The 19,668-nt window shown below is 73.0% G+C and carries 17 protein-coding genes; 5 read left to right on the top strand and 12 right to left on the bottom strand.

The features are described from left to right. Positions 1-24 precede the first annotated feature (24 nt). The 7 genes from FHX39_RS07980 to FHX39_RS07950 form a co-directional block, all read right to left on the bottom strand. Positions 25-1,128 carry a fatty acid desaturase family protein gene (locus FHX39_RS07980; RefSeq protein WP_332836727.1) on the bottom strand — a complete coding sequence of 368 codons (1,104 nt, stop codon included), beginning with the start codon at positions 1,126-1,128 and terminating at the stop codon, positions 25-27. Positions 1,129-1,273: 145 nt separating this feature from the next. After that, positions 1,274-1,861, bottom strand: coding sequence for a hypothetical protein (locus FHX39_RS07975; RefSeq protein WP_183337565.1), 588 nt, complete (start codon positions 1,859-1,861; stop codon positions 1,274-1,276). A 154-nt stretch (positions 1,862-2,015) separates the two neighbouring features. Beyond that, on the bottom strand, positions 2,016-2,603 hold the full coding sequence (locus FHX39_RS07970; RefSeq protein ID WP_183337564.1) for a hypothetical protein: 588 nt from the start codon (positions 2,601-2,603) through the stop codon (positions 2,016-2,018). A 239-nt stretch (positions 2,604-2,842) separates the two neighbouring features. Then, on the bottom strand, positions 2,843-3,613 hold the full coding sequence (locus FHX39_RS07965) for a GAF and ANTAR domain-containing protein (RefSeq protein ID WP_183337563.1): 771 nt from the start codon (positions 3,611-3,613) through the stop codon (positions 2,843-2,845). Continuing rightward, a complete protein-coding gene (locus FHX39_RS07960) occupies positions 3,603-4,295 on the bottom strand; it encodes a hypothetical protein (RefSeq protein ID WP_183337562.1) in 693 nt (230 codons plus the stop codon). The genes FHX39_RS07965 and FHX39_RS07960 overlap by 11 nt, the downstream gene beginning before the upstream one ends. Positions 4,296-4,380: 85 nt before the next feature. Further along, the gene (locus FHX39_RS07955) at positions 4,381-5,160 is read right to left on the bottom strand and encodes a GAF and ANTAR domain-containing protein (RefSeq protein ID WP_183337561.1); all 780 of its coding nucleotides are present in this window, start codon (positions 5,158-5,160) and stop codon (positions 4,381-4,383) included. Positions 5,161-5,247: 87 nt separating this feature from the next. Beyond that, positions 5,248-7,920: a GNAT family N-acetyltransferase gene (locus FHX39_RS07950; protein WP_332836726.1), complete on the bottom strand. Its 2,673-nt coding sequence runs from the start codon at positions 7,918-7,920 to the stop codon at positions 5,248-5,250. Positions 7,921-8,014: 94 nt separating this feature from the next. On the opposite strand from FHX39_RS07950, the gene FHX39_RS07945 reads away from it, so the two are divergent. Continuing rightward, positions 8,015-8,860, top strand: coding sequence for a CHAD domain-containing protein (locus FHX39_RS07945; protein WP_183337560.1), 846 nt, complete (start codon positions 8,015-8,017; stop codon positions 8,858-8,860). Here the strand turns inward: FHX39_RS07945 and FHX39_RS07940 are convergent. Then, the gene (locus FHX39_RS07940) at positions 8,851-11,316 is read right to left on the bottom strand and encodes a glycoside hydrolase family 2 protein (protein WP_198423299.1); all 2,466 of its coding nucleotides are present in this window, start codon (positions 11,314-11,316) and stop codon (positions 8,851-8,853) included. The two genes, FHX39_RS07945 and FHX39_RS07940, sit on opposite strands and share 10 nt — an antisense overlap. Before the next feature lie 491 nt (positions 11,317-11,807). After that, complete coding sequence (locus FHX39_RS07935) at positions 11,808-12,083, bottom strand: GlsB/YeaQ/YmgE family stress response membrane protein (protein ID WP_183337558.1); 276 nt, start codon at positions 12,081-12,083, stop codon at positions 11,808-11,810. 137 nt (positions 12,084-12,220) lie between these two features. On the opposite strand from FHX39_RS07935, the gene FHX39_RS07930 reads away from it, so the two are divergent. Beyond that, complete coding sequence (locus tag FHX39_RS07930; protein ID WP_183337557.1) at positions 12,221-12,883, top strand: LuxR C-terminal-related transcriptional regulator; 663 nt, start codon at positions 12,221-12,223, stop codon at positions 12,881-12,883. Between the two features lie 33 nt (positions 12,884-12,916). Here FHX39_RS07930 and FHX39_RS07925 read toward each other — a convergent pair whose 3' ends face one another. Beyond that, positions 12,917-14,794: a CASTOR/POLLUX-related putative ion channel gene (locus FHX39_RS07925; RefSeq protein ID WP_183337556.1), complete on the bottom strand. Its 1,878-nt coding sequence runs from the start codon at positions 14,792-14,794 to the stop codon at positions 12,917-12,919. A gap of 118 nt (positions 14,795-14,912) precedes the next feature. Between FHX39_RS07925 and FHX39_RS07920 the strand changes: the two genes are divergently transcribed. From FHX39_RS07920 to FHX39_RS07910, 3 genes are all read left to right on the top strand, one after another. Next, a complete protein-coding gene (locus FHX39_RS07920) occupies positions 14,913-15,863 on the top strand; it encodes an alpha/beta hydrolase (RefSeq protein WP_183337555.1) in 951 nt (316 codons plus the stop codon). Between the two features lie 83 nt (positions 15,864-15,946). Beyond that, positions 15,947-16,957 (top strand): aldo/keto reductase family protein, encoded by a 1,011-nt coding sequence (locus FHX39_RS07915; RefSeq protein WP_183337554.1) that lies wholly within the window; start codon positions 15,947-15,949, stop codon positions 16,955-16,957. Between the two features lie 12 nt (positions 16,958-16,969). Beyond that, positions 16,970-17,827, top strand: coding sequence for an NAD-dependent epimerase/dehydratase family protein (locus FHX39_RS07910; RefSeq protein WP_183337553.1), 858 nt, complete (start codon positions 16,970-16,972; stop codon positions 17,825-17,827). A gap of 16 nt (positions 17,828-17,843) precedes the next feature. Here the strand turns inward: FHX39_RS07910 and denD are convergent, their stop codons facing one another. Beyond that, the gene (gene denD / locus FHX39_RS07905; protein WP_183337552.1) at positions 17,844-18,830 is read right to left on the bottom strand and encodes a D-erythronate dehydrogenase; all 987 of its coding nucleotides are present in this window, start codon (positions 18,828-18,830) and stop codon (positions 17,844-17,846) included. Positions 18,831-18,865: 35 nt separating this feature from the next. Further along, complete coding sequence (locus FHX39_RS07900; RefSeq protein ID WP_183337551.1) at positions 18,866-19,651, bottom strand: aldo/keto reductase; 786 nt, start codon at positions 19,649-19,651, stop codon at positions 18,866-18,868. Positions 19,652-19,668 lie beyond the last annotated feature (17 nt).

Here is a 19,668-nt window from a genome sequence, read left to right as displayed (position 1 = left end):
CCGACGCGGTCCGCCGTCCCACTCCTACGGCTGCAGCGCCCGCCGCTGCGCGACGAGGGGGCAGAGGAACGGGTCGCGCCCCTTGAGCCCGACCGTGTTCAGGTAGACGACGACCTGCCGGTAGCTCTGCAGGAGCGTCGTCTGCGTGTACGGGACCCCTTCCGCCGCGCAGTGTGCGGCGACCAGCGGGGCGAGCCGGCGCAGGTGCGGACGGGCCATGGACGGGAAGAGGTGGTGCTCGACCTGGTGGTTCAGCCCGCCCATCAGGACCGACACCCAGCGGCCGCCGCTGATGTTGCGGCTGGTCAGCACCTGGCGCCGCAGGAAGTCGAGCTTGAGCCGCGGCGAGACCAGGGGCATGCCGATGTGGTTCGGGGCGAACGTGGCGCCCATGTAGAGCCCGAAGACCCCGAGCTCGACGCCCAGGAACGCGGCGGCCTTGGGCAGCGGCAGGACGACGAGGACGAGGGCGAGCAGCCCGCCCAGGCGCACGAGGAGGAAGGCCGCCTCGACCCAGCGGCGCTGGACCGGCGTACGGCTCGTCACGCGCTTGACCGCCTCCACGTGCAGGGACAGGCCCTCCAGGAGCAGCAGCGGGAAGAAGTACCAGCCCTGGTGGGCGACCAGCCAGCGCAGCACCGGGCTCTGGTGCCGGTTCGCCTGCGTCGGCGTGATGGCCACCGCCCCCAGCGCGATGTCGGGGTCGTAGCCGTCCTTGTTCGGGTTGGCGTGGTGCCGGGTGTGCTTGCTCTGCCACCAGCCGTAGCTGATCCCCACGAACAGGTCGGCCACGACGAGGCTGGCCCAGTCGTTCCAGCGCCCGGAGACGAAGATCTGGCGGTGCGCGGCGTCGTGGCCCAGGAACGCCACCTGCGTGACGAGCACGGCGAGCACGACCGCCGACGCCAGCTGCCACCAGGTGTCCCCGAGGTGGACGAAGCCCACGGCCCAGGCGGCGAGGAGCACGGTGGCACCGACCAGCTTGGTCCAGTAGTAGCCGTAGCGGCGGCGCATCAGACCGAGCTCGTGCACCTGGCGCGTCAGCGCGGTGAAGCTGCTGGTCGTCCGGGCGGCTCGGTCGCCGGCGCGGGACGACGAGGGGGCAGGGGGGATGGCGAGGGAGGTCACAGGGGCCTGTCGGAGCGACATACCTGGAGAGGAGCCGAGCGACGCGGACCGCGGTCGGACGGGGGCCCTGCCTCAGGACGACTGCGAGAGCAGTCCGGCGAGGCTATAGGAGCGCAGCAAGAACGCCCGGTGCGACGCGAGCGCCTCAGACCGTGAAGCCGGCGAGGACGTGGTCGGCGGCGCCGGGGAGCGTGCCGAGGCGCCCGGCCAGCCGGTCGAGGTAGCGCCGCGCCTCGTCGAAGGACAGACCCCGCTCGAGCAGGATCCCGATCGCGTAGTTCACCGTGGTGTGGTCGGCCAGGCCGTGGACACCGGGCGTCAGCACCTCGACGGACCTGCCCGCAAGCCGGACGCCGCCGGTCCCGAGGCCTGCCCCGAGCAGGTCGGCGAGCCGGTCGAAGGCGCCCTGCTCGCGGGCGAAGAAGGTGGCGACGGCCGACGCACCCCGCGCGACCGGCAGGTCGAAGCCGAGGCTGGCGCCCACCTGCCCCGGCGTCGGCGGGCCGTCGGCGACCGTGATCGAGACCTGGGGGAGCTCGAGGGTCTCGACGACCACGAGCGTGTAGCCGAGGGTCGAGGGGACCATCCGTCGGAGGTCGCGCAGCAGCATCTCGACCGCCACCCGGGTGAAGCTGCGGGTCCCCAGGTGGACGCCCCAGTCACCGAGGTCGGCGAGCAGCGCGGCGGCGAGCCGGGCCGGGGCCGAGGACGACGACGGCGGACGCGGGGTCACGGGGAAGGCCTGTCGGAGCGGTGCGCCCGGGGTGGGACCGATCGGCGTCGGGCCACGGTGCTGCGTACGGCGGCCACGCCTCGGGAGGACTGCGGGAGCAGTCCCAGAAGGCTAGGCGGACCGGCCAAGGCCTCGGCGCCCGTAGCCCCGCTCCTCAGTCGCCGACGCCCGTGAGCAGGTGGTCCGCCGCCGCCTCGAGCGTCTGGAAGTGGTCCGCCAGCCGGTGCAGGTAGCGCTGGGACTCCTCGTAGGACAGCCCCCGGGCGAGCAGGATCCCGATGGCGTAGTTGATCCTCGTGTGGTCGGCGAGCCCGTCGACGCCCGGCTCGACGTCGGTCGCGGGCGCGCCGTCGAGACGGACCCGGTCGGGGCCGCAGGCCGGGCTGCCCGCGAGGAGCACCGCGAGCTCGTCGAACGCCTGCTGCTCGGCGGCGTAGAACGTCGCGGTGGCGGACGTGCCCTGCACCACCGGCAGGGCGAAGGTGATGGTGCTGCCGACCTGCGCCGGCAGGAGCTTCTCGTCGGCCACCGTGATCGTGACGCGCGCCAGGTCGGCGGCGTCGCCCAGCGCGAGGGTGTAGCCGAGGGCCGACGGCACCGACCGGCGGAGGTCGCGCAGCAGCATCTCGACCGACACCCGGGTGAAGCTCCGCGCGTGGAGCTGCACGCTCCAGTCCGCGAGGTCGGCGAGCAGCACGGCCGAGAACCGGGCCTGCGCCGCGTCCGGCGCACGGGCCGTCACGGCCGGGCCCCGCGGCGCGATGACCGGACGGTGGTGCGACGTGCAACGGCGTCCACGGCTGCCTTCCTCGGGCGGGATCTCGTCGCAGGAGCGTCAGGACGCTCCCCCGAGCCCGCGGCGTGGGCAAGCACGCAGCGTCAGCCTGCTATTTCCACCGCGATCCGTCAAATACCGCCGCGCCGACTGCATCCCCGCCGCCCCCCGGCAGCGAAGGGAGGCAGCCGTACGGGCCCGGCCGCTCAGCCGTGAGGTGCCGCCCGGGCCCTCCGGACGGCCTCGTCGACGAGCGTGCGGGCGACCTCGACGAGCTTGACGTGCTCGTGCTGGCTCAGCCGCGTCAGCCGGGCGAGCGCCTCGTCCTCGTCGATGCCCGACCGGCTCATCACGATCCCCACCGCGCGCTCCACGACCATCCGCTCGTCGAGCGCGCTCTGGAGCCGTTCGGCGAGGCGCCGGGCGTCCTCGAGGACCCGGGCGTTCTGCACCGTGACCGCGGCCGGGACGGCGAAGAGCTCGCCCAGCGCCGCGGCGCGCTCGTCGAAGACGTGCTTGGCGTGGGCGTAGATGTTCATGGCCCCGACGACCTCGTCGCTGGCGATGAGCGGGAGCGACAGCGCGCTGTGCACGCCCATGCGCGCGATGCGCCCGCCGAAGCGGGGCCAGCGGGTGTCGCCGCCGAGCGAGCCCGACATCACGGTGACCCCGTCGCGCGCCGCGCTGATGCAGGGGCCCTCGCCGATGCCGTACTGCACCGCGTCGACCTCGGCGACGAACTCCGCCGTCATGACGATCGTGTCCGCGCGGTGGTGCTCGATGAGGGTGAGCCCGGCCCCGTCGGCACCGGGGATGGCCTGCACCGCGTACCGGGCGACACGCGTGAGCATCTCCTCGAGCGGCAGGGCTCCGGCGGAGAGCACCGAGAGCCCGCGCAGACTCGCGGCCAGGTCGTCGTCCTCCGCCTCGCGCTGGTCGCTCGAGCGCGACTCCGGGTTCAGCTCCTCAGACGTCATGGTCGTCCCCTCCTTCTGGGCCGGGACGCGAGCGGCCGGCACTCTCTGGTCTGCGTCGGGCGGCCCGGTGCTCGTCGAGCAGCCTTACCGCCCACTCGTACGTGCTGGAGCCGTGGTCGGCGGCCCCGACGCGGAGCGTCTCGTGGGCCGCGACCGGGTCGTGGCCCGCGGAGATCAGCAGACCGGCTGCGCGTTGGACCGTCGCCAGCTCGTCGAGGCCCTCGACGCCCGAGGTGATGCCGCTCGGCGGCAGGTGCCGGTCCAGCTCCACCGCCGGTGACCCGGCGTCGTTCCCGCCCCGCGCGACCACGTAGCCCAGGTCGGCGGCCAGGTCGACCAGCGAGCCGGGCACGCCGCTCCACAGAACCAGGGCCCCGCCCGCCTCGAAGGCCCGCGAGACCGGGGCGAGCGCCAGCCGGAGCGACGTGACAGCCGCGCCGTCGGTCCACCCGGGGAGCAGGGACGTCACCTGGACGGGGAGGCCGCTGTGGACGAGGGTCAGCCGGAGCCCCAGAAAGCTCGGCACGGCCCCGTGCAGCGTCGTCACCAGGGCGTCGAGGTCGGAGACGAGGCCGTCCCCGTCGCGTGCGTCCCCCAGGGCGACCAGCGCGAGCTGGTCGACCAGCTGAGCAGACAGCTCCACGACGACTCCGGCGGCGGATCCGTCCACCAGATTGGTCACCTGCCCGAGCTGAGGTGCTGACAGGGTGCCGACGGCCTTACGGACCAGCGTGCGGCCGTCGTTGGCCCCGAGGATACGCCAACGCTCACCGATCGCTGGCGTTGCCCTCGGCCCCACGCCGGACGGCGTCGGCGAGGAGGGCCCGCGCGAGCACCCCGAGCGGCGCGCCGCGCTCGTGCGCCAGCACGTCGAGCATGGCACGGGCCTCGTCGACGTCGATGCCCTCGCGCGCCATCAGCACCCCCACCGCCTGCTCGATCGACGCCCGCGTCTCCAGCGAGGCCAGCAGCTCCTCCGCGAGACGCCGCGTCTGCTCCACCACCTGCGCGTGCTGGACCGCGACCGCAGCCGGGGCCGCGAACGCCTCGCCGAGCTCGGCGGCGCGAGCGTCGAAGGCGTCGTGGGCCCGCGCGTACACGTTCATGGCGCCCAGCACGTCAACACCGAGCCGCAGCGGCAGCGACACCACGCTGTGCACGCCGAGGGCCGCCACCCGACCACCGAAGGCACCCCAGCGCGGCTCGTCCTCGAGCGAGCCGGACATCACCGTGCGGCCCTCGCGGGCCGCCATGATGCAGGGCCCGTCCCCCAGCCCGTACTGCACGTCGTCGACGTCGGAGACGAAGGCGGCGGTCGCCACGATGGTGTCGGCCCGGTCGTCCTCGATCAGGGTGAGCCCCGCCCCGTCGGCGCCCGGGATCGCGTTCACGGCGTAGCCGGCGACCCGGGTGAGGAGCTCACGCAGCGGCATGGTGTGCGAGCCCAGGGAGGACAGGGCGCTGACGCTGTCGGCGAGCCTGCTGTCCTCGCCCGCCAGCTCGTCCACGGACCGGTCCTCGCCCGAGGGCCCTCTACCTGCCGTCATCAGCTCATCCTCGGGGGGTCGGGATCGATCGGACGCGACCAGTCTGCCCCACCGCGCGGTGAACCGCTGCACCCCGAAGGGGGTCGGTCACAGCGTCCGGGCCAGCGGGTCTCGGCGGTCGGCCGTGGGCGCGATGTGGATGCGCGCACCCAGCACGGCGAGCGACCCCGTCGACGCGATGACCGGGCTGAGGCTGACCGAGGCCAGCTGCGGGTGCTCGTCGGCGAGCTGCGCGACGCGGTGCAGCAGGTCCTCCACCCGGCCGATGTCGACGCCCGGGCTGTCGTTGCGCCCGAACAGCACCGGTGCGGTCCGGAGGTCGCGGACCATCGCCCCGGCGTCCACGTCGGTCAGCGGCGGCACGCGGTAGACCGTGTCGCCGAGGAGCTGCGAGGCGACGCCCTCCAGACCGAGCGAGACGATCGGGCCGAACGCGGCGTCCTCGCGGCTCGTCACCACCAGCGCGACGCCGGGCGGCGCCATCACCTGCACGACGGGCTCCGCCCCGCTGAGGGCGTCGTCGGTCCCGAGGCCGAGGGCGACGAGCAGCTCGTACAGGTCGTCCCAGGCCTGCGCCATGTCCTCGGGGTCGTCGATGTTGCGGTAGACGCCGGCGTGGTCGGGCCGTCCCCCCACGCTCAACGACGTCGCCTTGAGCACGACGTCCCAGCCGAGGGAGTCGGCCACCCGGCAGGCCTCGTCCAGGCTGGTGACGTAGTAGCGGCGCACGAGCTCGATCCCGTACGCGGCCAGCAGCTCGGTCGCCTCGTCCCCGGTGAGCTCGCGGCCCTGCGGTGTGCCCCGCAGCACCTGGTTGATGAGGCGGCGGGCGCGGTCCCGGTCGAGCTCCAGCATCGGCACCGCACCCGGGTCGCGGTCGCGCCACCGGGCGTGGGCCGTCACGGCCGCCAGCGCCCGGACGGCGTCGACCCCGGAGTCGAAGCGCGGCAGCGCCCCGCGCTCGTCGGGGCCCATCGAGGTCAGCGGCTCGTTGAAGTCGAGGAACACCCCGACCAGGGGCTTCGACGCGTGCCGGGCGACGCCGTCGAGCGCGGCGATGACGTGGTCGACGCCCTCGGAGTAGACGTTCACCGCGGCGCACAGGACCGAGTCGCAGGTCTCCTCCGCGAGCGCCTGCTGCGCGGCGGCGCTGAACGCGGCGGGCGACGACTGCGCGGGCAGGACGACCGCGGGCTGCTCGACCAGCAGGCCCGCGGCGGCCGCGCTCGTCGTGAGCTGGGCGGCCAGGGTCGTGGAGTTCGCGATCACCCGGACACGCTCCCCGGCCGGCAGCGGCTGCCGCGCCGCGATCTTGGCGATGTCGAACATCGCGTTCCGGCGGTGGGTGACCATGATCCCGGCCTGACGGAAGAGCGCGTCGATCGCCTCGTCCGGGGCGTGCCCGAGCCCGCCCCGCACCCCGAGGTGCTCGGAGCGGTGCGTCCGGCCGGGCGCGAAGGCCACGACGGGCTTGCGGCGGGCGAGGCGACGGCTGATCCGGGAGAACTTGCGCGGGTTGCCGATGGAGTCGAGCGACATCAGGCAGACCCGGGTGTCGTCGTCGTCCTCCCAGTACTGCAGGACGTCGTTGGCGGTGACGTCGGCGTAGTCGCCGGTCGACACGAAGGAGCTCAGCCCGATGTCGTGGCGCAGCGTCGCGTTCAGCAGGCTGACACCGGTCGCCGCGGACTGGCAGAACAGCCCCACCGCGCCGGTCCGCGGCATCGGGCCCGGCGTCGCGTTCATCTCCGCGCCCAGCCGCGTGTTGATCAGGCCGAGCGCGTCGGGGCCGAGCGCACGCACCCCGTACGCCCGGGCGAGCTGGACGAGCAGCCGGTTCTCCTGCGGCCCGAAGTCCGAGCCGGTGAGCACGACGAGCCCGTGGGCGCCCTTGTGCGCCGTGTCGATGACGACCGAGCCCAGGTCGGCGATCCCGATGGAGACGACGGCGAGGTCGAGGTTCCCGGGCACCTCGCCGATCGAGGGGGCGTTCGCGACCCCGGGGACGTCGGAGCCGTCGGAGGTGACCGCCAGCACCTCGCCGCGGAACCCGCCGCGCAGCATCGAGTCGACGACCCCGCGCACGCGGTCGCCCTTGCCGTAGACGACGACCCGCTCCGGGCTCAGCAGACGGCGTACGGAGGCGGACTCCGCCCGGTGCTCGCGACGTTCCATGACGCCCACAGAGGTGTCGGTCGGCAGGATCGGGAACTCGACGACCAGCACGCCGTCCTCCACGCCCTTGCGCACGCGGTAGCCGGCGTCGGCGAAGACCTGGGCCATCCGCCGGTTCTCGGGCAGGACCTCGGCCACGAAGCCGGTGATGCCCCGTTCCCGGGCGGCCTCGGCCAGGTGCTCGAGCAGGAGCTGCGCGACGCCGCGGCCCTGGTGGGCGTCCTCGACGAGGAAGGCGATCTCCGCCTTGCCCGACCTCGAGCCCTCCTCCAGCCGGTCCCAGCGCCCGACGCCGATCATCTCGCCGCCCAGCGTCAGGATCAGCGCCACCCGGTCGACGTAGTCCACCTCGGTGAAGCGCTTGACGTCACGCCGGCTCAGCCGCGGGTAGGGGGCGAAGAACCGCAGGTACTTCGACTCCGGCGACACCCGGTCGTAGAAGGCGACGAGCAGAGCGGCGTCCGACGGCCGGATCGGGCGCAGGCGCGCCGTGCCGCCGTCCGCGAGCAGGACGTCGGCCTCCCACCCCCGCGGGTAGCCGGGCGGGTCCTCGTCCAGCTCCACAGAAGCGGTTCCGACGGGCACCCGCTCAGGTTATCCAGCCCAGGTGACAAGTCGGTGACGTACCGCCGGCACGGCCACTGTCCGTCCGGGACCCCCGCCTAGATTGGGTCATCTCATGACCCAGCTCCGTGCCCTCGTCGCCGACTACCTGATCACCCAGCTGACCGTCCTGGTCGACGCCCCGACCCACATCCGGGCCGGTGAGGACGTCACGCACCCGACCCGGGTCGCGGCCCGGCGCCTGCGCAGCACCCTCCGGGTGTTCCCCGAGCTCTTCGAGGTGCCCAAGGCGGGCCGGCTCGACGAGGAGCTGCAGTGGTGGGCGGGCGTCCTCGGCGAGGTCCGCGACCTCGACGTGCAGTCCGGGCGGCTCGGTGCCGCGCTCGACGCGGTCCCCGACGACCTCGCGATGGGCCCGCTCCGTACGCAGCTCGCCGAGCTCGTGTCGGTCCGTCGGGGCGAGGCGGTCGCCCGCCGGCTCGAGGCGATGGACTCGCCGCGCTACCGGGCGCTGGACGCGCTGCTGCGGGCCTGGCGCGCGGACCCGCCGTTCACCGCCGCGGCCGACGTCAGCGCCAAGAAGGCGTCGGGCTACGTCGAGCGGGCCGACCGGAAGACGCAGAAGCGTCTGTCGAGCGCGTCCAGGGCCTACCGCCGCGGGGCTCCCGACGCGGACGAGCTCATGCACCGGGCCCGCAAGGCCGGCAAGCGCCACCGCTACGCCGTCGAGCTGGCCGCGCCGGTCCTCGGCACGAAGGCCGACCGGATCATGGCGTCGCGCAAGGAGTTCCAGGAGCTCCTGGGCGAGCACCAGGACAGCGTGGTGGCCGCGGGCCTGCTGCGCGAGCTCGGGGCGCTCGCCGGCGCCGACGGCCAGAACGGCTTCACCTGGGGCCTGCTGCACGCCCGCGAGCAGGCGGTCGCGCAGCAGGTCGTCCGCGACCTGCGCCGCTACCTGTAGACCAGCTGGTTCGCGGAACGCAGCACCAGCGGCTCGAGGAACGCCTCCGGCGCGACGCCCGCGGCCGACCGCACGGTGATCGTCGCGGACTCGCCCGGCAGCAGGGTGAGGAGCATGGCGTCGACACGGGCGTCCGGTGCCGCCCGGTCGGCCAGGAGCGCCAGGTCCTTGACCAGCGACCGGGCGGTGACCGTGACCTCGTAGCCGTCGTCGACGGCCCACGCCCGCGCGCTCAGGTCCTGCCCCGGAAGGGCCGCGTCCCGGTCCTCCGCGAACCACCACCAGCCCCGCCGGCCGTCGACCTCGGCCAGCAGCACCTCGGCCGCCCGGTCGCCGGCGGTGGCGACGTCGGCCGGGACCGGCAGGGTCACCGCGCTGCGGGGGGCGACGTCGTACGCCAGCTCGACGTCGGCGAGCGCGGTGCCGTCGAAGCCGAGCCGACGCACCCGGGCCGAGCCCGACCACCCGACGGCGCTGTCGTTGACCAGCACGACGGCCAGACCCGCGTCGCGCGGCTGCACGGTCACCAGCCGGTCGGCGAAGGCGTTCCGCAGGGCGTACCAGGAGGGCTTGCGGCGCCCGTCGCCGTCGACGACCGCCCACGAGGTGACGGGCCAGCAGTCGTTGAGCTGCCACCAGATCGCCCCGGAGCACGTCGGCGTCCACGAGCGCAGGTGCTCCACGCCGAGCGAGACGGCGCGGGCCTGGTTGAGCGACATCGCCCAGTGCCAGTCGTCGAACGTGCGCGGCTCGGGCAGGTGCGGCTCCAGGCCGCGGCTCAGCTTGAGGTCGCCGCCGACCGCCTTCTGGTGGGCCTGCATCCCCGGTGAGTCCGAGGCCAGCGGCTCGTCGTGCAGGGCCCGGGTGAGCGTGGCCCACGTCGGGGGCGCCTGCCACCCGAACTCGGCGACGAACCGGGGCACGGAGTCGCGGTAGTGCGTGTAGTCGACGCCGTTCCACACGTCCCAGAGGTGGGTTGGCCCGTGCGCCGGGTCGTTGGGGTAGACGGCGGGGTCCATCCCGTACGGGCTGCCCGGGCAGTAGGGCCGAGTCCCGTCGAGCTCGGCGACGATGCTCGGCAGCAGCTCGGTGTAGTAGCCCCACCCCCAGGTCCGGCCCTCGAGCTGCTCGGCCCAGCCCCAGTCCGCATGGCCCCAGATGTTCTCGTTGTTGCCGTTCCAGAGGACCAGGCTCGGGTGCGGCGTCAGCCGGGTGACGGCCTCGCGCGCCTCCGCCTCGACCTCGGAGCGCAGCGGCTCCTCTTCCGCGTACGCCGCGCAGGCGAAGAGGAAGTCCTGCCAGACCATCAGCCCGAGCCGGTCGCAGGCGTCGTAGAAGTCGTCGCTCTCGTAGAGCCCGCCGCCCCAGACGCGGACCAGGTTGGCGCCGACGTCGACGGCCTCGGTCAGCCGGGTGGCGTAGCGCTCGGCCGTGACCCGCGTGGGGAAGCAGTCGTCGGGGATCCAGTTCAGCCCGCGCGCGAAGACCGGGACGCCGTTGACGACCAGGCGGAACGGCGTGCCCTCGGCGTCCGAGGTGGTGTCGAGCACCACGGTGCGGAAGCCCACGTCGCCCGACCACGCGTCGATGGTCGTGCTGGCGTCGGCCAGGGTCACGGCGACGGGGTACAGCGGCTGGTCGCCGTGGCCGACGGGCCACCACAGCGCGACGTCGTCGACCTCGAGCTCGACCGTCGCGCTGCTGTCACCCGCGGCCAGCACGACCTCGGCGGCCCGGCCGGCGACCTCGGCCGTGACGGTCAGCGGCCCGGACGACCCGGGGGCGCGCTCGACGTCGACGTGGGCGTGGAGCAGGCCGGTGGTCCCCTCGGCACTGGTGCGCACGTCGACCAGCGGGCGGACGGAGGCGACGCGGGCGGTGCTCCACGCCTCCAGGGCGATCGGACGCCAGATCCCCGACGTCGTCAGGCTCGGGCCCCAGTCCCAGCCGTAGCTGCAGGCCATCTTGCGGATCGCGTTGAAGGGCGCCCGGTACGCGCCCGGCCGCGGGCCGAGCTCCTGGCTGGCCCGCTCGGCGGCGGGCGCCGGGGCGGCGAAGGTGACGGCCAGCGAGTGCTCCCCCACCGTCAGGTCGTCGGTGACGGCGATCCGGTACGAGCGGTGCATGTTCGCCGTGCGGGCGACCACGCGGCCGTCGAGCTCCACCGTGGCGAGGGTGTCGAGCCCGGCGGCGACGAGCTCCACGACGTCGTGCGCCGCGGCCGCGTCGTCAGCGGACCAGGTGAAGGTCGTCTCGTAGCGCCAGTCGACGTCGCCGATCCAGGTCAGCAGCGCCTCGTTCTCGTCGAGGTACGGGTCGGGCACCAGCCCCGCCGCGAGCAGGTCGGTGTGCACGCAGCCGGGCACGGTGGCCGGGACCACCACGCCCTCCAGCGCGGGAGCCACCGGGCCCGCGGTCGCTCGTACGGTCCAGCCCTGGTCGAGGAGTCGTCGCACGACCCCGAGTCTTCCTCCCCCGCTCTGGGCAGAGACCGAGGCCCCCTGAGCTCGCCGAGGGCGCCCGCTCGAGCAACGCTCCCTGAGCCTGTCGAAGGGCCCGGAACGGGTTGGCATCTGCCTCGCCCGAGGACGCCGACCTCTTCGAGGCCCTTCGACAGGCTCAGGGAGCGTTACGCGCGACGCCCTTCGGCAGACGCGAGGGGCGTCGATCGTCAGACCCTTCGAGGAGCTCAGGGAGCGCGCTCCCCCAGCACGCCCCCTGAGCTCGTCGAGGGGCCCGAAGCGGGTCGGCGTCCTTGCTCCGGGGACAGCAGAGGGCCTCCACGCCCACGTTTGGAGGCCCTCGACCGATCGTCGCCTACGTGCTCAGGTGAGCTGCAGGATGACGATGACCAGGATGATGATCACCAGGATGCCGATGATCGTTCCGATGAGTCCGCGGTTCATGATCTTCTCCTTCGGTTGGGCGTGACGGGTGGTGCTGGGACCTAGAGCGCGGTGCGGGTGCGCGAGCGGCCGGTCAGGGCCGAGGCGATGACGACCAGGACCGCGGCGACCACGATCGCGACGATCCAGCGGGTCCAGTCGATGCCGGAGCTGCCGTTCCCGCCGAACGCGGTGTAGACGTACCAGCCGATGATCACTCCGCCGATGCCGCAGACGATGGTGAGCCAGAGCGGGATGTTGTCCCGGTTGCCCGGGGCCACGAACTTGCCCAGCAGACCGATGACGATGCCGGCCACGATGACGCCGATGATCTCCACGACTTCCTCCTTGTTGCGATGAGTTGCCGTTGTTGATGCGGCCAGAGCCGGAGATGTTCCGGTCTCTTCGTCTTCTATTCAGCCAGCCCGGACAGCGCTTTGGTACATCCCTAAGGATGTACGACTAGGGTGGCGTCATGACCGAGACCCGCCCCATCACCGTCGCGCTGGTCGACGACTACGACGTGGTGGTGATCGGCGTCGCGAACATCCTGGGGCAGTACCCGGACCGGGTGGTGATCGCGGAGATCGACACCAACCAGCCGCTGTCGGACGACGTCGACGTCGTGCTCTACGACTCCTTCGCCCAGCCCGAGTCCGACCGGGACGAGATCAAGGTCCTCGTCGACAACCCGCGCGCACGCCGGGTCGTCGTCTACACCTGGAACTTCCACCCCGACCTGATCGAGGACGCGAAGAAGCAGGGCGTCCACGGCTACCTGTCCAAGTCGCTGCCCGCGTCCGAGCTCGTCGCCGCGCTGGAGGCCGTGCACGCCGGCGAGGTCGTCGTCACCGAGCCGCCGCCACGCGCCCGGCCGGCGAGCGGCTCCGACTGGCCGGGTCGCAGCAAGGGCCTGAGCGACCGCGAGTCCGAGGTCCTGGCGCTGATCACCCAGGGCAAGAGCAACCTCGAGATCGCCTCGCTCTGCTACCTCAGCATCAACACCGTCAAGTCGTACGTCCGCTCCGTCTACCGCAAGATCGGCGTCGAGAGCCGGACGCAGGCGGTGCTCTGGGGCGTGGAGAACGGGTTCAAGCCCGACCACCGGCGCATCGACCACTGGCGGGGCGGCCCGTAGCGCCGGGCAGCCCGTGAGGGCTGACGCGGAGCCTCACGCGTCGGCCAGCACGACCACCTGGTCGGCCGCCGTGAGCGTGAGCGGGCGCTGGCGGTCCGGGTTGAGCGTGAGCCCGTACGACGGGGCGCTCCCGACGTCGGTGGCGAGCCGGTAGCCGATGGCGGTCTCGCCCCGGCGCCGGGCGGCCTCGAGCACGGTGGCGAAGTTGGCCGTGGCGCCCGGGCGGAGGTAGACGTCGGCCGGCTTGAGGTGGATCTCGGAGCCCTCGGGGCTGAACAGCGCACCGAAGACCTCGCCGAGCCGACGGTCCTCGCTCAGCTGGGTCAGCAGCAGGCTGATCAGCTTGGTGCTCACCACGAAGTCGTCGGCCTGGGTGACCTCGGCGACCTCGCGGTTGGCGTCGTCGTTCATCTCGGTGACGATCGAGTAGGACTCGCCGAGCCGGTTCTCCATGTCGCGCAGGTGCAGCAGCGTCACGAGCGTGCGGGCGTCCGCCTCCTGCTCGTCGACGCTGTCGTCGGACAGCACCATCAGGTGCTGGAAGGAGCCGACGTCGAGCTTCTCGAGCTGGGGCCGGTCGTTGAGGTCGCAGCGCTGGTAGCTGATGTCGGTGTTCACCAGCAGCGGCTCGAGCGCCGGGGTCGGGTCGTCCCACCCGGTGGCGACGACGAGCCGCGAGCCAGGCTCGCAGAAGCTGTCGAGCAGCCGGACGATGGTGGCGGCGCGCTGGTTCCACCCCAGCACCAGGGTCTGGATCGGCGGTGGCAGGACCGGGTCGCTCGCGGTGATCGCCGTCTCCACCACGGGCGTCGACGCGGTCGCCAGCCGGATCAGGACGTCGTCCTCGGCGAGCACGATCAGCTCGTCCCCGGCCGCGACGACCGTGTCGGCCGGAGGGTTCACCCGGACGACCCCGACCGCCGACCGGAGACCGATCGGGCAGCCCAGCTCGTACGCGTCCAGCGCCTCGCCGTAGGTGCGGCCGACCAGCGACGGCTCGGGCCGGAGGTAGAGCTCGTTGCCGCCGAAGTCCAGCAGGTCGGTGCACACGGTGCACAGCCCGCGCTGCCGGTGGGACTGGACCAGGAGGCGGATGCCGATGTCGGCCGCGTCGATCACCTGTGCGGCCGGGCCGCCGGCGAGCAGGGCGGCGGCGAGGTTGTGCGACTTCGACACGGCGGCGACCACGGGCGGCGGCTCGCCGTCCCAGCGCCGGGCCCCGAGCGAGAGCAGGATCTTGATCACGTGGGTGTCCGGGTCGGGCACGGGCGGCGTGATCACGACGATCGACCGGGCGGTGTCCGGGCTGACGAGGCTGACGTCGGCCGCCTTCAGCGGGTTGCCCCGGCGGCAGACCACCCGGGTGTTCGCGGTCGGGCCCAGCCGCTCCCGGATCATCTCCTCCATCTCGATCCGGTCGAGGTCGGCCAGGATCGCGACGCACGGCCTCCGGCGGCTCTCGTTGGCCTGGACCAGCTCGGACAGCACGACGAACACCTGGTCGGACCAGCCGAGCAGCACCGTGTGGTCGTTCTCGATGATCCGGGAACGTCCCCGCTGCAGGTGGGTGATCTTCGCGTCGAGGCCCGCGGTGAGGACGCTGATCAGGGCGCTGAAGATGAAGATGCCGCCGATCGTGACCACGAACATCAAGAACAGGTAGAGCCGGCTGCCCGACTCGCCGCCGATCGTGCCTGGGTCCATGGCGCCCAGCAGGCTGCGCCAGAGCACGCCCGGCAGGCTGCCGTTCTCCCGGACGTCGGCGGGGGTCACCAGCCAGGCCACGGCCGACACGACGACCACCAGCGCGGCCGAGCCGAGCGCCAGCAGCCCCACCAGGGCGGGGGTGCCGCGCGACATCAGGTTGTCGAAGGCGTACCGAGCGCGGTCTCGGGTGCGGACAGGGGTCATGACAGGCTCTTCCCGAACGGGCCCCGAGCACTGAGGAGTCTCTCAGAGATGAACTGGATGCGAAGGCCTGCGCGAAGATCAGCAAAGCCGCGTACGCGGCCTCGACGAGGAGGACCCGATGACGCTGGCCATGGACCCCGAGACCGCCGCCGCCCTGGCGGCGCTGTTCGCCGGGCAGCCCGAGGCCCCGCTGCCGGCCGTCGGTGACGTCGCCGCGCGCCGCGCGCGGTCGGAGGAGAACTATCCCCGCCTCTTCGCCGGGGTGCCGCAGGCCGTCGGCGTCACCCGCACCGACCGCACGCTGACCGTCGCCGACGGGACCGAGATCCTCCTGCGCTGGTACGTCCCGCAGGACCGGAGCGACGGGGCGGCGGTGCTCTACCTCCACGGCGGCGGGATGATCATGGGCAGCGTCGAGCTCAACGACGCCGGCATCGCCTCCTTCGCCGAGCTCAGCGGCGTGCCCATGCTCGCCGTCGACTACCGCCTCGCGCCGGAGTTCCCGCACCCGGTCCCGGTCGAGGACTGCTACGCCGCCCTCGTCTGGCTGGCCGCCCACGCGGACGAGCTGGGCGTGGACCCGGCGCGGGTCGCCGTGATGGGTGACAGCGCAGGAGGCGGCCTGGCCGCCGGGGTGGCGCTGCTCGCCCGCGACCGGTCCGGCCCGGCGCTCGCCCGGCAGATCCTGGTCTACCCGATGCTCGACGACCGCAACCTCGAGCCCGACCCGCGCTTCTCGGGCCTGATCACCTGGAGCTACGTCGACAACGTCACCGGGTGGCAGGCCCTGCTGTCGGGGAACGCCAGCGGCGACGACGTGTCCCCGTACGCGGCCCCGGCCCGCGCAACCGACCTCCGCGGGCTGCCGCCGACCTACCTCGACGTCGGCGACCTCGACATCTTCCTCGACGAGGACCTCGCGTACGCCGCCCGGCTGGCCGCCGCCGGCGTGCCGGTCGAGCTGCACGTGCACCCCGGCGCACCGCACGGCTTCGAGCTCTACGCACCCGGCAGCGCCCTCGCGCAGCGCGTGCGGGCCGACCGCGTCCGCGCCCTCCGCTCGCTCTGACGGAGAGGGCGGCACCGTCGGGACGCTGAACGGCCTCACGCCGGCCACCGGGCACGTGCGTGCGCGCGTGGTTGTGTGGAGGCATGGACTTCCGCTACCTCGGCAACTCGGGCCTCAAGATCTCCGAGGTCACCTACGGCAACTGGCTGACGCACGGCTCGCAGGTCGAGAACGAGCAGGCGCAGGCCTGCGTCCGCGCCGCCCTCGACGTCGGCATCACGACCTTCGACACCGCCGACGTCTACGCCAACACCAAGGCGGAGACCGTGCTGGGCGAGGCGCTGAAGGGCGAGCGGCGCGAGTCGCTGGAGATCTTCACCAAGGTCTTCGGACCGATCGGGCCGAAGGGGCACAACGACCTCGGCCTGTCGCGCAAGCACGTCATGGAGGCCGCGCACGGTTCGCTGAGCCGGCTGCAGACCGACTACATCGACCTCTACCAGGCGCACCGCTTCGACGTGGAGACGCCGCTCGAGGAGACGATGCAGGCCTTCGCCGACCTCGTCCGCGCGGGCAAGGTGCTCTACGTCGGTGTGAGCGAGTGGACCGCCGAGCAGCTCCGCGCCGGCGCGGCGTTGGCTCGTGACCTCGGGTTCCAGCTGATCTCCAACCAGCCGCAGTACTCGATGCTGTGGCGCGTGATCGAGGGCGAGGTCGTGCCCACGTCGAAGGAGCTCGGCATCTCGCAGGTCGTCTGGTCGCCGATCGCCCAGGGCGTCCTCACCGGCAAGTACAAGCCGGGCGAGCAGCCCCCGGCCGGCTCGCGCGCCACGGACGAGAAGGGCGGCGCGAACATGATCGCCCGCTGGATGCGCGACGACGTGCTCGAGCGGGTCCAGCAGCTCAGGCCGCTCGCGGACGAGGCCGGGCTGTCGATGGCCGCCCTCGCCGTGGCGTGGACGCTGCAGAACGAGAACGTCGCGACCGCGATCATCGGCGCCTCGCGGCCCGAGCAGGTCGCGGACAACGCCGCGGCGGCCGGGGTCACCCTCGACGCCGACCTGCTGGCCAAGATCGACGAGATCCTCGACCCGGTGATCGAGCGCGACCCGGCCAGGACGGCGGAGAGCTCGCCCAAGACCCGCGAAGCCTGACGGGCGGCACCGGTGAAGATCGTCGTCACCGGCGGCAACGGCCGCGCCGGGCAGTGGGTCGTCCGTGACCTGGCCGCCGCCGGGCACGACGTCGTCAACCTCGACCTCGCGCCCCGGTCCGACCTGGAGCTGCCCGGCGAGTTCTGCCGGGTGGACCTGACCGACGCGGGCCAGGTGTACGACGTCCTGGCCCAGTACCGCCCGGACGGCGTCGCGCACCTGGCCGCCAACCCGTCGCCGAGCGGGAACGCGCGGATCAGCGTGTTCGACAACAACGTGGTCAGCGCCCACAACGTCCTGCAGGCGGCCGGGGACCTCGGCATCGGGCGCGTCGTCTACGCCTCGAGCGAGATGGCGACCGGGCTCCTCACCGACGGCGTCGTGCCGGACCGGATCCCCTTCGACGAGGGCGAGCGCCGGCCGTCGCCCAACGCGTACGCGCTGAGCAAGTACATCAGCGAGGTGATCGTCGACTCCCTCGTCCTCGCCCACCCGGGCACGGCGTGGGTCGGCCTGCGGATCAACAACGTGATCGACCCCGACGGCTACGGCCGGTTCCGCGACGAGTGGGCGGACCCGTCCCTGAGCAGCGCGAACTTCTGGAGCTACATCGACGCCCGCGACGTCGGCACGGCCTACCGCGCCGCGCTCGAGGGCGACAGCACCGGGCACGAGGTGTGCCTGATCGCCGCCGCCGACACCCGGGCGAAGCGCGGCCTGCGCGACCTCATGGCCGAGTACTACGACGGGTACGACCGCTTCGCCGACGACTACCAGGACCCAGCCTCGGCCTTCGGCTGCGGCAAGATCAAGACCCTGTTCGGCTGGACGCCCACCTACTCGTGGCGCGACGTGCTCGGCACCGACTGACCGCTCGGCGCCCGCCCTACGGCAGGACGCCGCCCAGCTCGTCCTCGACGTGCACGCGGATGATCTCGTCGAACGAGGTCTCGGCCACGAAGCCGAGCCGTTCCGCCCGGGACGCGTCCAGCGCCTCCGCCCACGTCTGGACGATCCCCATGATCACGGGGTCCGGCTCGCGCCGGATCAAGTGGACGGCACGCTCCCCCGCCACCCGCCGCAGCGCCTCGATCTGCTCGCCGACCGTCGCGCTCAGCCCCGGCATCGACAGCGTGCGACGCGGCCCCACCAGGGCCGTGTCGAGCGTGGCCGCGCGGACCAGGAACGCGACCGCCGATCGTGGTGACGCGTGCCAGTGGCGCACCGTCTCGGGCACGGGCAGCACTGCTTCCCGCCCGGCCAGCGGCTCCCGCAGGATGCTCGAGAAGAACGAGGAGGCCGCCTGGTTCGGTGCACCGGGCCGGATGCAGATCGTCGGCAGCCGGATCCCGACCCCGTCGAGGAACCCGCGGCGCGTCCAGTCGGCCAGCAGCAGCTCCCCGATCGCCTTCTGGGTGCCGTAGCTGGTCAGCGGGGCCTGGTGGAGGTCCTCGCCGATCGGGTTCGGCAGCGGCGCCCCGTACACGGCGATCGACGAGGTGAAGACCACGCGCGGGTGGTAGCCGTCCTCGACGTGCGCCGTACGGATGGCGTCGAGCAGGGCGCGGGTGCCGTCGAGGTTCACCCGGTAGCCGAGGTCGAGGTCCGCCTCCGCCTGGCCGGAGACCACGGCGGCCAGGTGGAACACGACGTCCGGCCGGGCCTCGATCAGTCGCTCGACCACGCCCGGCTCGGCCAGGTCGGCGGCCACGACGTCGACGACGCCCGCGTAGCCCTCGGGCCGGGGCGGCAGGACGACGTCGGCGAGCGTCAGCCGCTCGACCGGCCGCTCGCCCAGCCGCCCGTCCGCGACCAGCCGGGCCGTGAGCTTGCGGCCCACCATGCCGGCGGCGCCGGTGATCAGGACGTGCACCCCGACCCCCTCAGCGCCGCCGGGTCGCGGCGCAGTCAGGCACCCAGACCGTCGATCGCCGCGACCTCCTCGGCGCTCAGCTCGATCCGCGCGCCGGCGCCGTTGGCCTCGATGCGCTCGCGCCGGACCGACTTGGGGATCACGACGTAGTCGTGCGCCACGTGCCACGCCACGATCACCTGCGCGGCGGTCGCGTCGTGGGCCTCCGCGATCCGGAGCAGCGTCGGGTCGTCGAGGTTGCTCGCCTTGAAGGGGCTGTAGCCCTCGAGCACGACGCCCCGCTCGGCCAGCCCCTCGGCGACCGCGGCGTCGTAGATGCCCGGGCTCCAGCGGATCTGGTTGACCGCAGGGGTGACCCCGGTCGCGGCGACGAGCTCGTCGATCTGGGCGAGCGAGTAGTTGCTGACCCCGATGCTGGTGGCCAGGCCGTCCTGCTGGGCCTTGATCACGTGCTCCCAGACCTCGGGCGAGGCCTGGGAGTTCGGCGGCCAGTGCACCAGCCACAGGTCGACGCGGTCGAGGCCGAGCTTGGTCAGGCTCTCCTCGATCGTCTGCCGCTCGTGCCCGACGTTCTCCGGCGGGAGCTTGGTGGTGACGAAGACAGCGTCGCGGTCGAGGCCGGACGAGGCGAGCGCCGCGCCGATGCCGGCCTCGTTGCCGTAGCCGGTCGCCGTGTCGATGTGGCGGTAGCCGAGCTCCAGCGCCGTCGTCGTGGCCTGCGGGGCGTCGTCGTTCTCGATCTGCCAGGTGCCGAAGCCCAGCAGGGGCATGCGGTGCTGACCGAGCGCGACGGCGGGTTCGGTGTAGTCGGAGGACGTCATGGCTCCATCCAACCCGC

It is taken from the genome of Microlunatus antarcticus (genome assembly GCF_014193425.1).
Lineage (GTDB): Bacteria > Actinomycetota > Actinomycetes > Propionibacteriales > Propionibacteriaceae > Microlunatus > Microlunatus antarcticus.
The sequence above is the reverse complement of the archived record's forward strand: the minus strand, read 5'-3'. Positions and strand labels throughout refer to the sequence as shown.

What these genes read in the sequence shown, in the direction of transcription:
- FHX39_RS07925 (WP_183337556.1), bottom strand. Translation starts at nt 14,794, where the DNA reads ATGACCCCTGTCCGCACCCGAGACCGCGCTCGGTACGCCTTCGACAAC.
- FHX39_RS07955 (WP_183337561.1), bottom strand. Translation starts at nt 5,160, where the DNA reads ATGACGGCAGGTAGAGGGCCCTCGGGCGAGGACCGGTCCGTGGACGAG.
- FHX39_RS07900 (WP_183337551.1), bottom strand. Translation starts at nt 19,651, where the DNA reads ATGACGTCCTCCGACTACACCGAACCCGCCGTCGCGCTCGGTCAGCAC.
- FHX39_RS07915 (WP_183337554.1), top strand. Translation starts at nt 15,947, where the DNA reads ATGGACTTCCGCTACCTCGGCAACTCGGGCCTCAAGATCTCCGAGGTC.
- FHX39_RS07930 (WP_183337557.1), top strand. Translation starts at nt 12,221, where the DNA reads ATGACCGAGACCCGCCCCATCACCGTCGCGCTGGTCGACGACTACGAC.
- FHX39_RS07920 (WP_183337555.1), top strand. Translation starts at nt 14,913, where the DNA reads ATGACGCTGGCCATGGACCCCGAGACCGCCGCCGCCCTGGCGGCGCTG.
- FHX39_RS07965 (WP_183337563.1), bottom strand. Translation starts at nt 3,613, where the DNA reads ATGACGTCTGAGGAGCTGAACCCGGAGTCGCGCTCGAGCGACCAGCGC.
- FHX39_RS07945 (WP_183337560.1), top strand. Translation starts at nt 8,015, where the DNA reads ATGACCCAGCTCCGTGCCCTCGTCGCCGACTACCTGATCACCCAGCTG.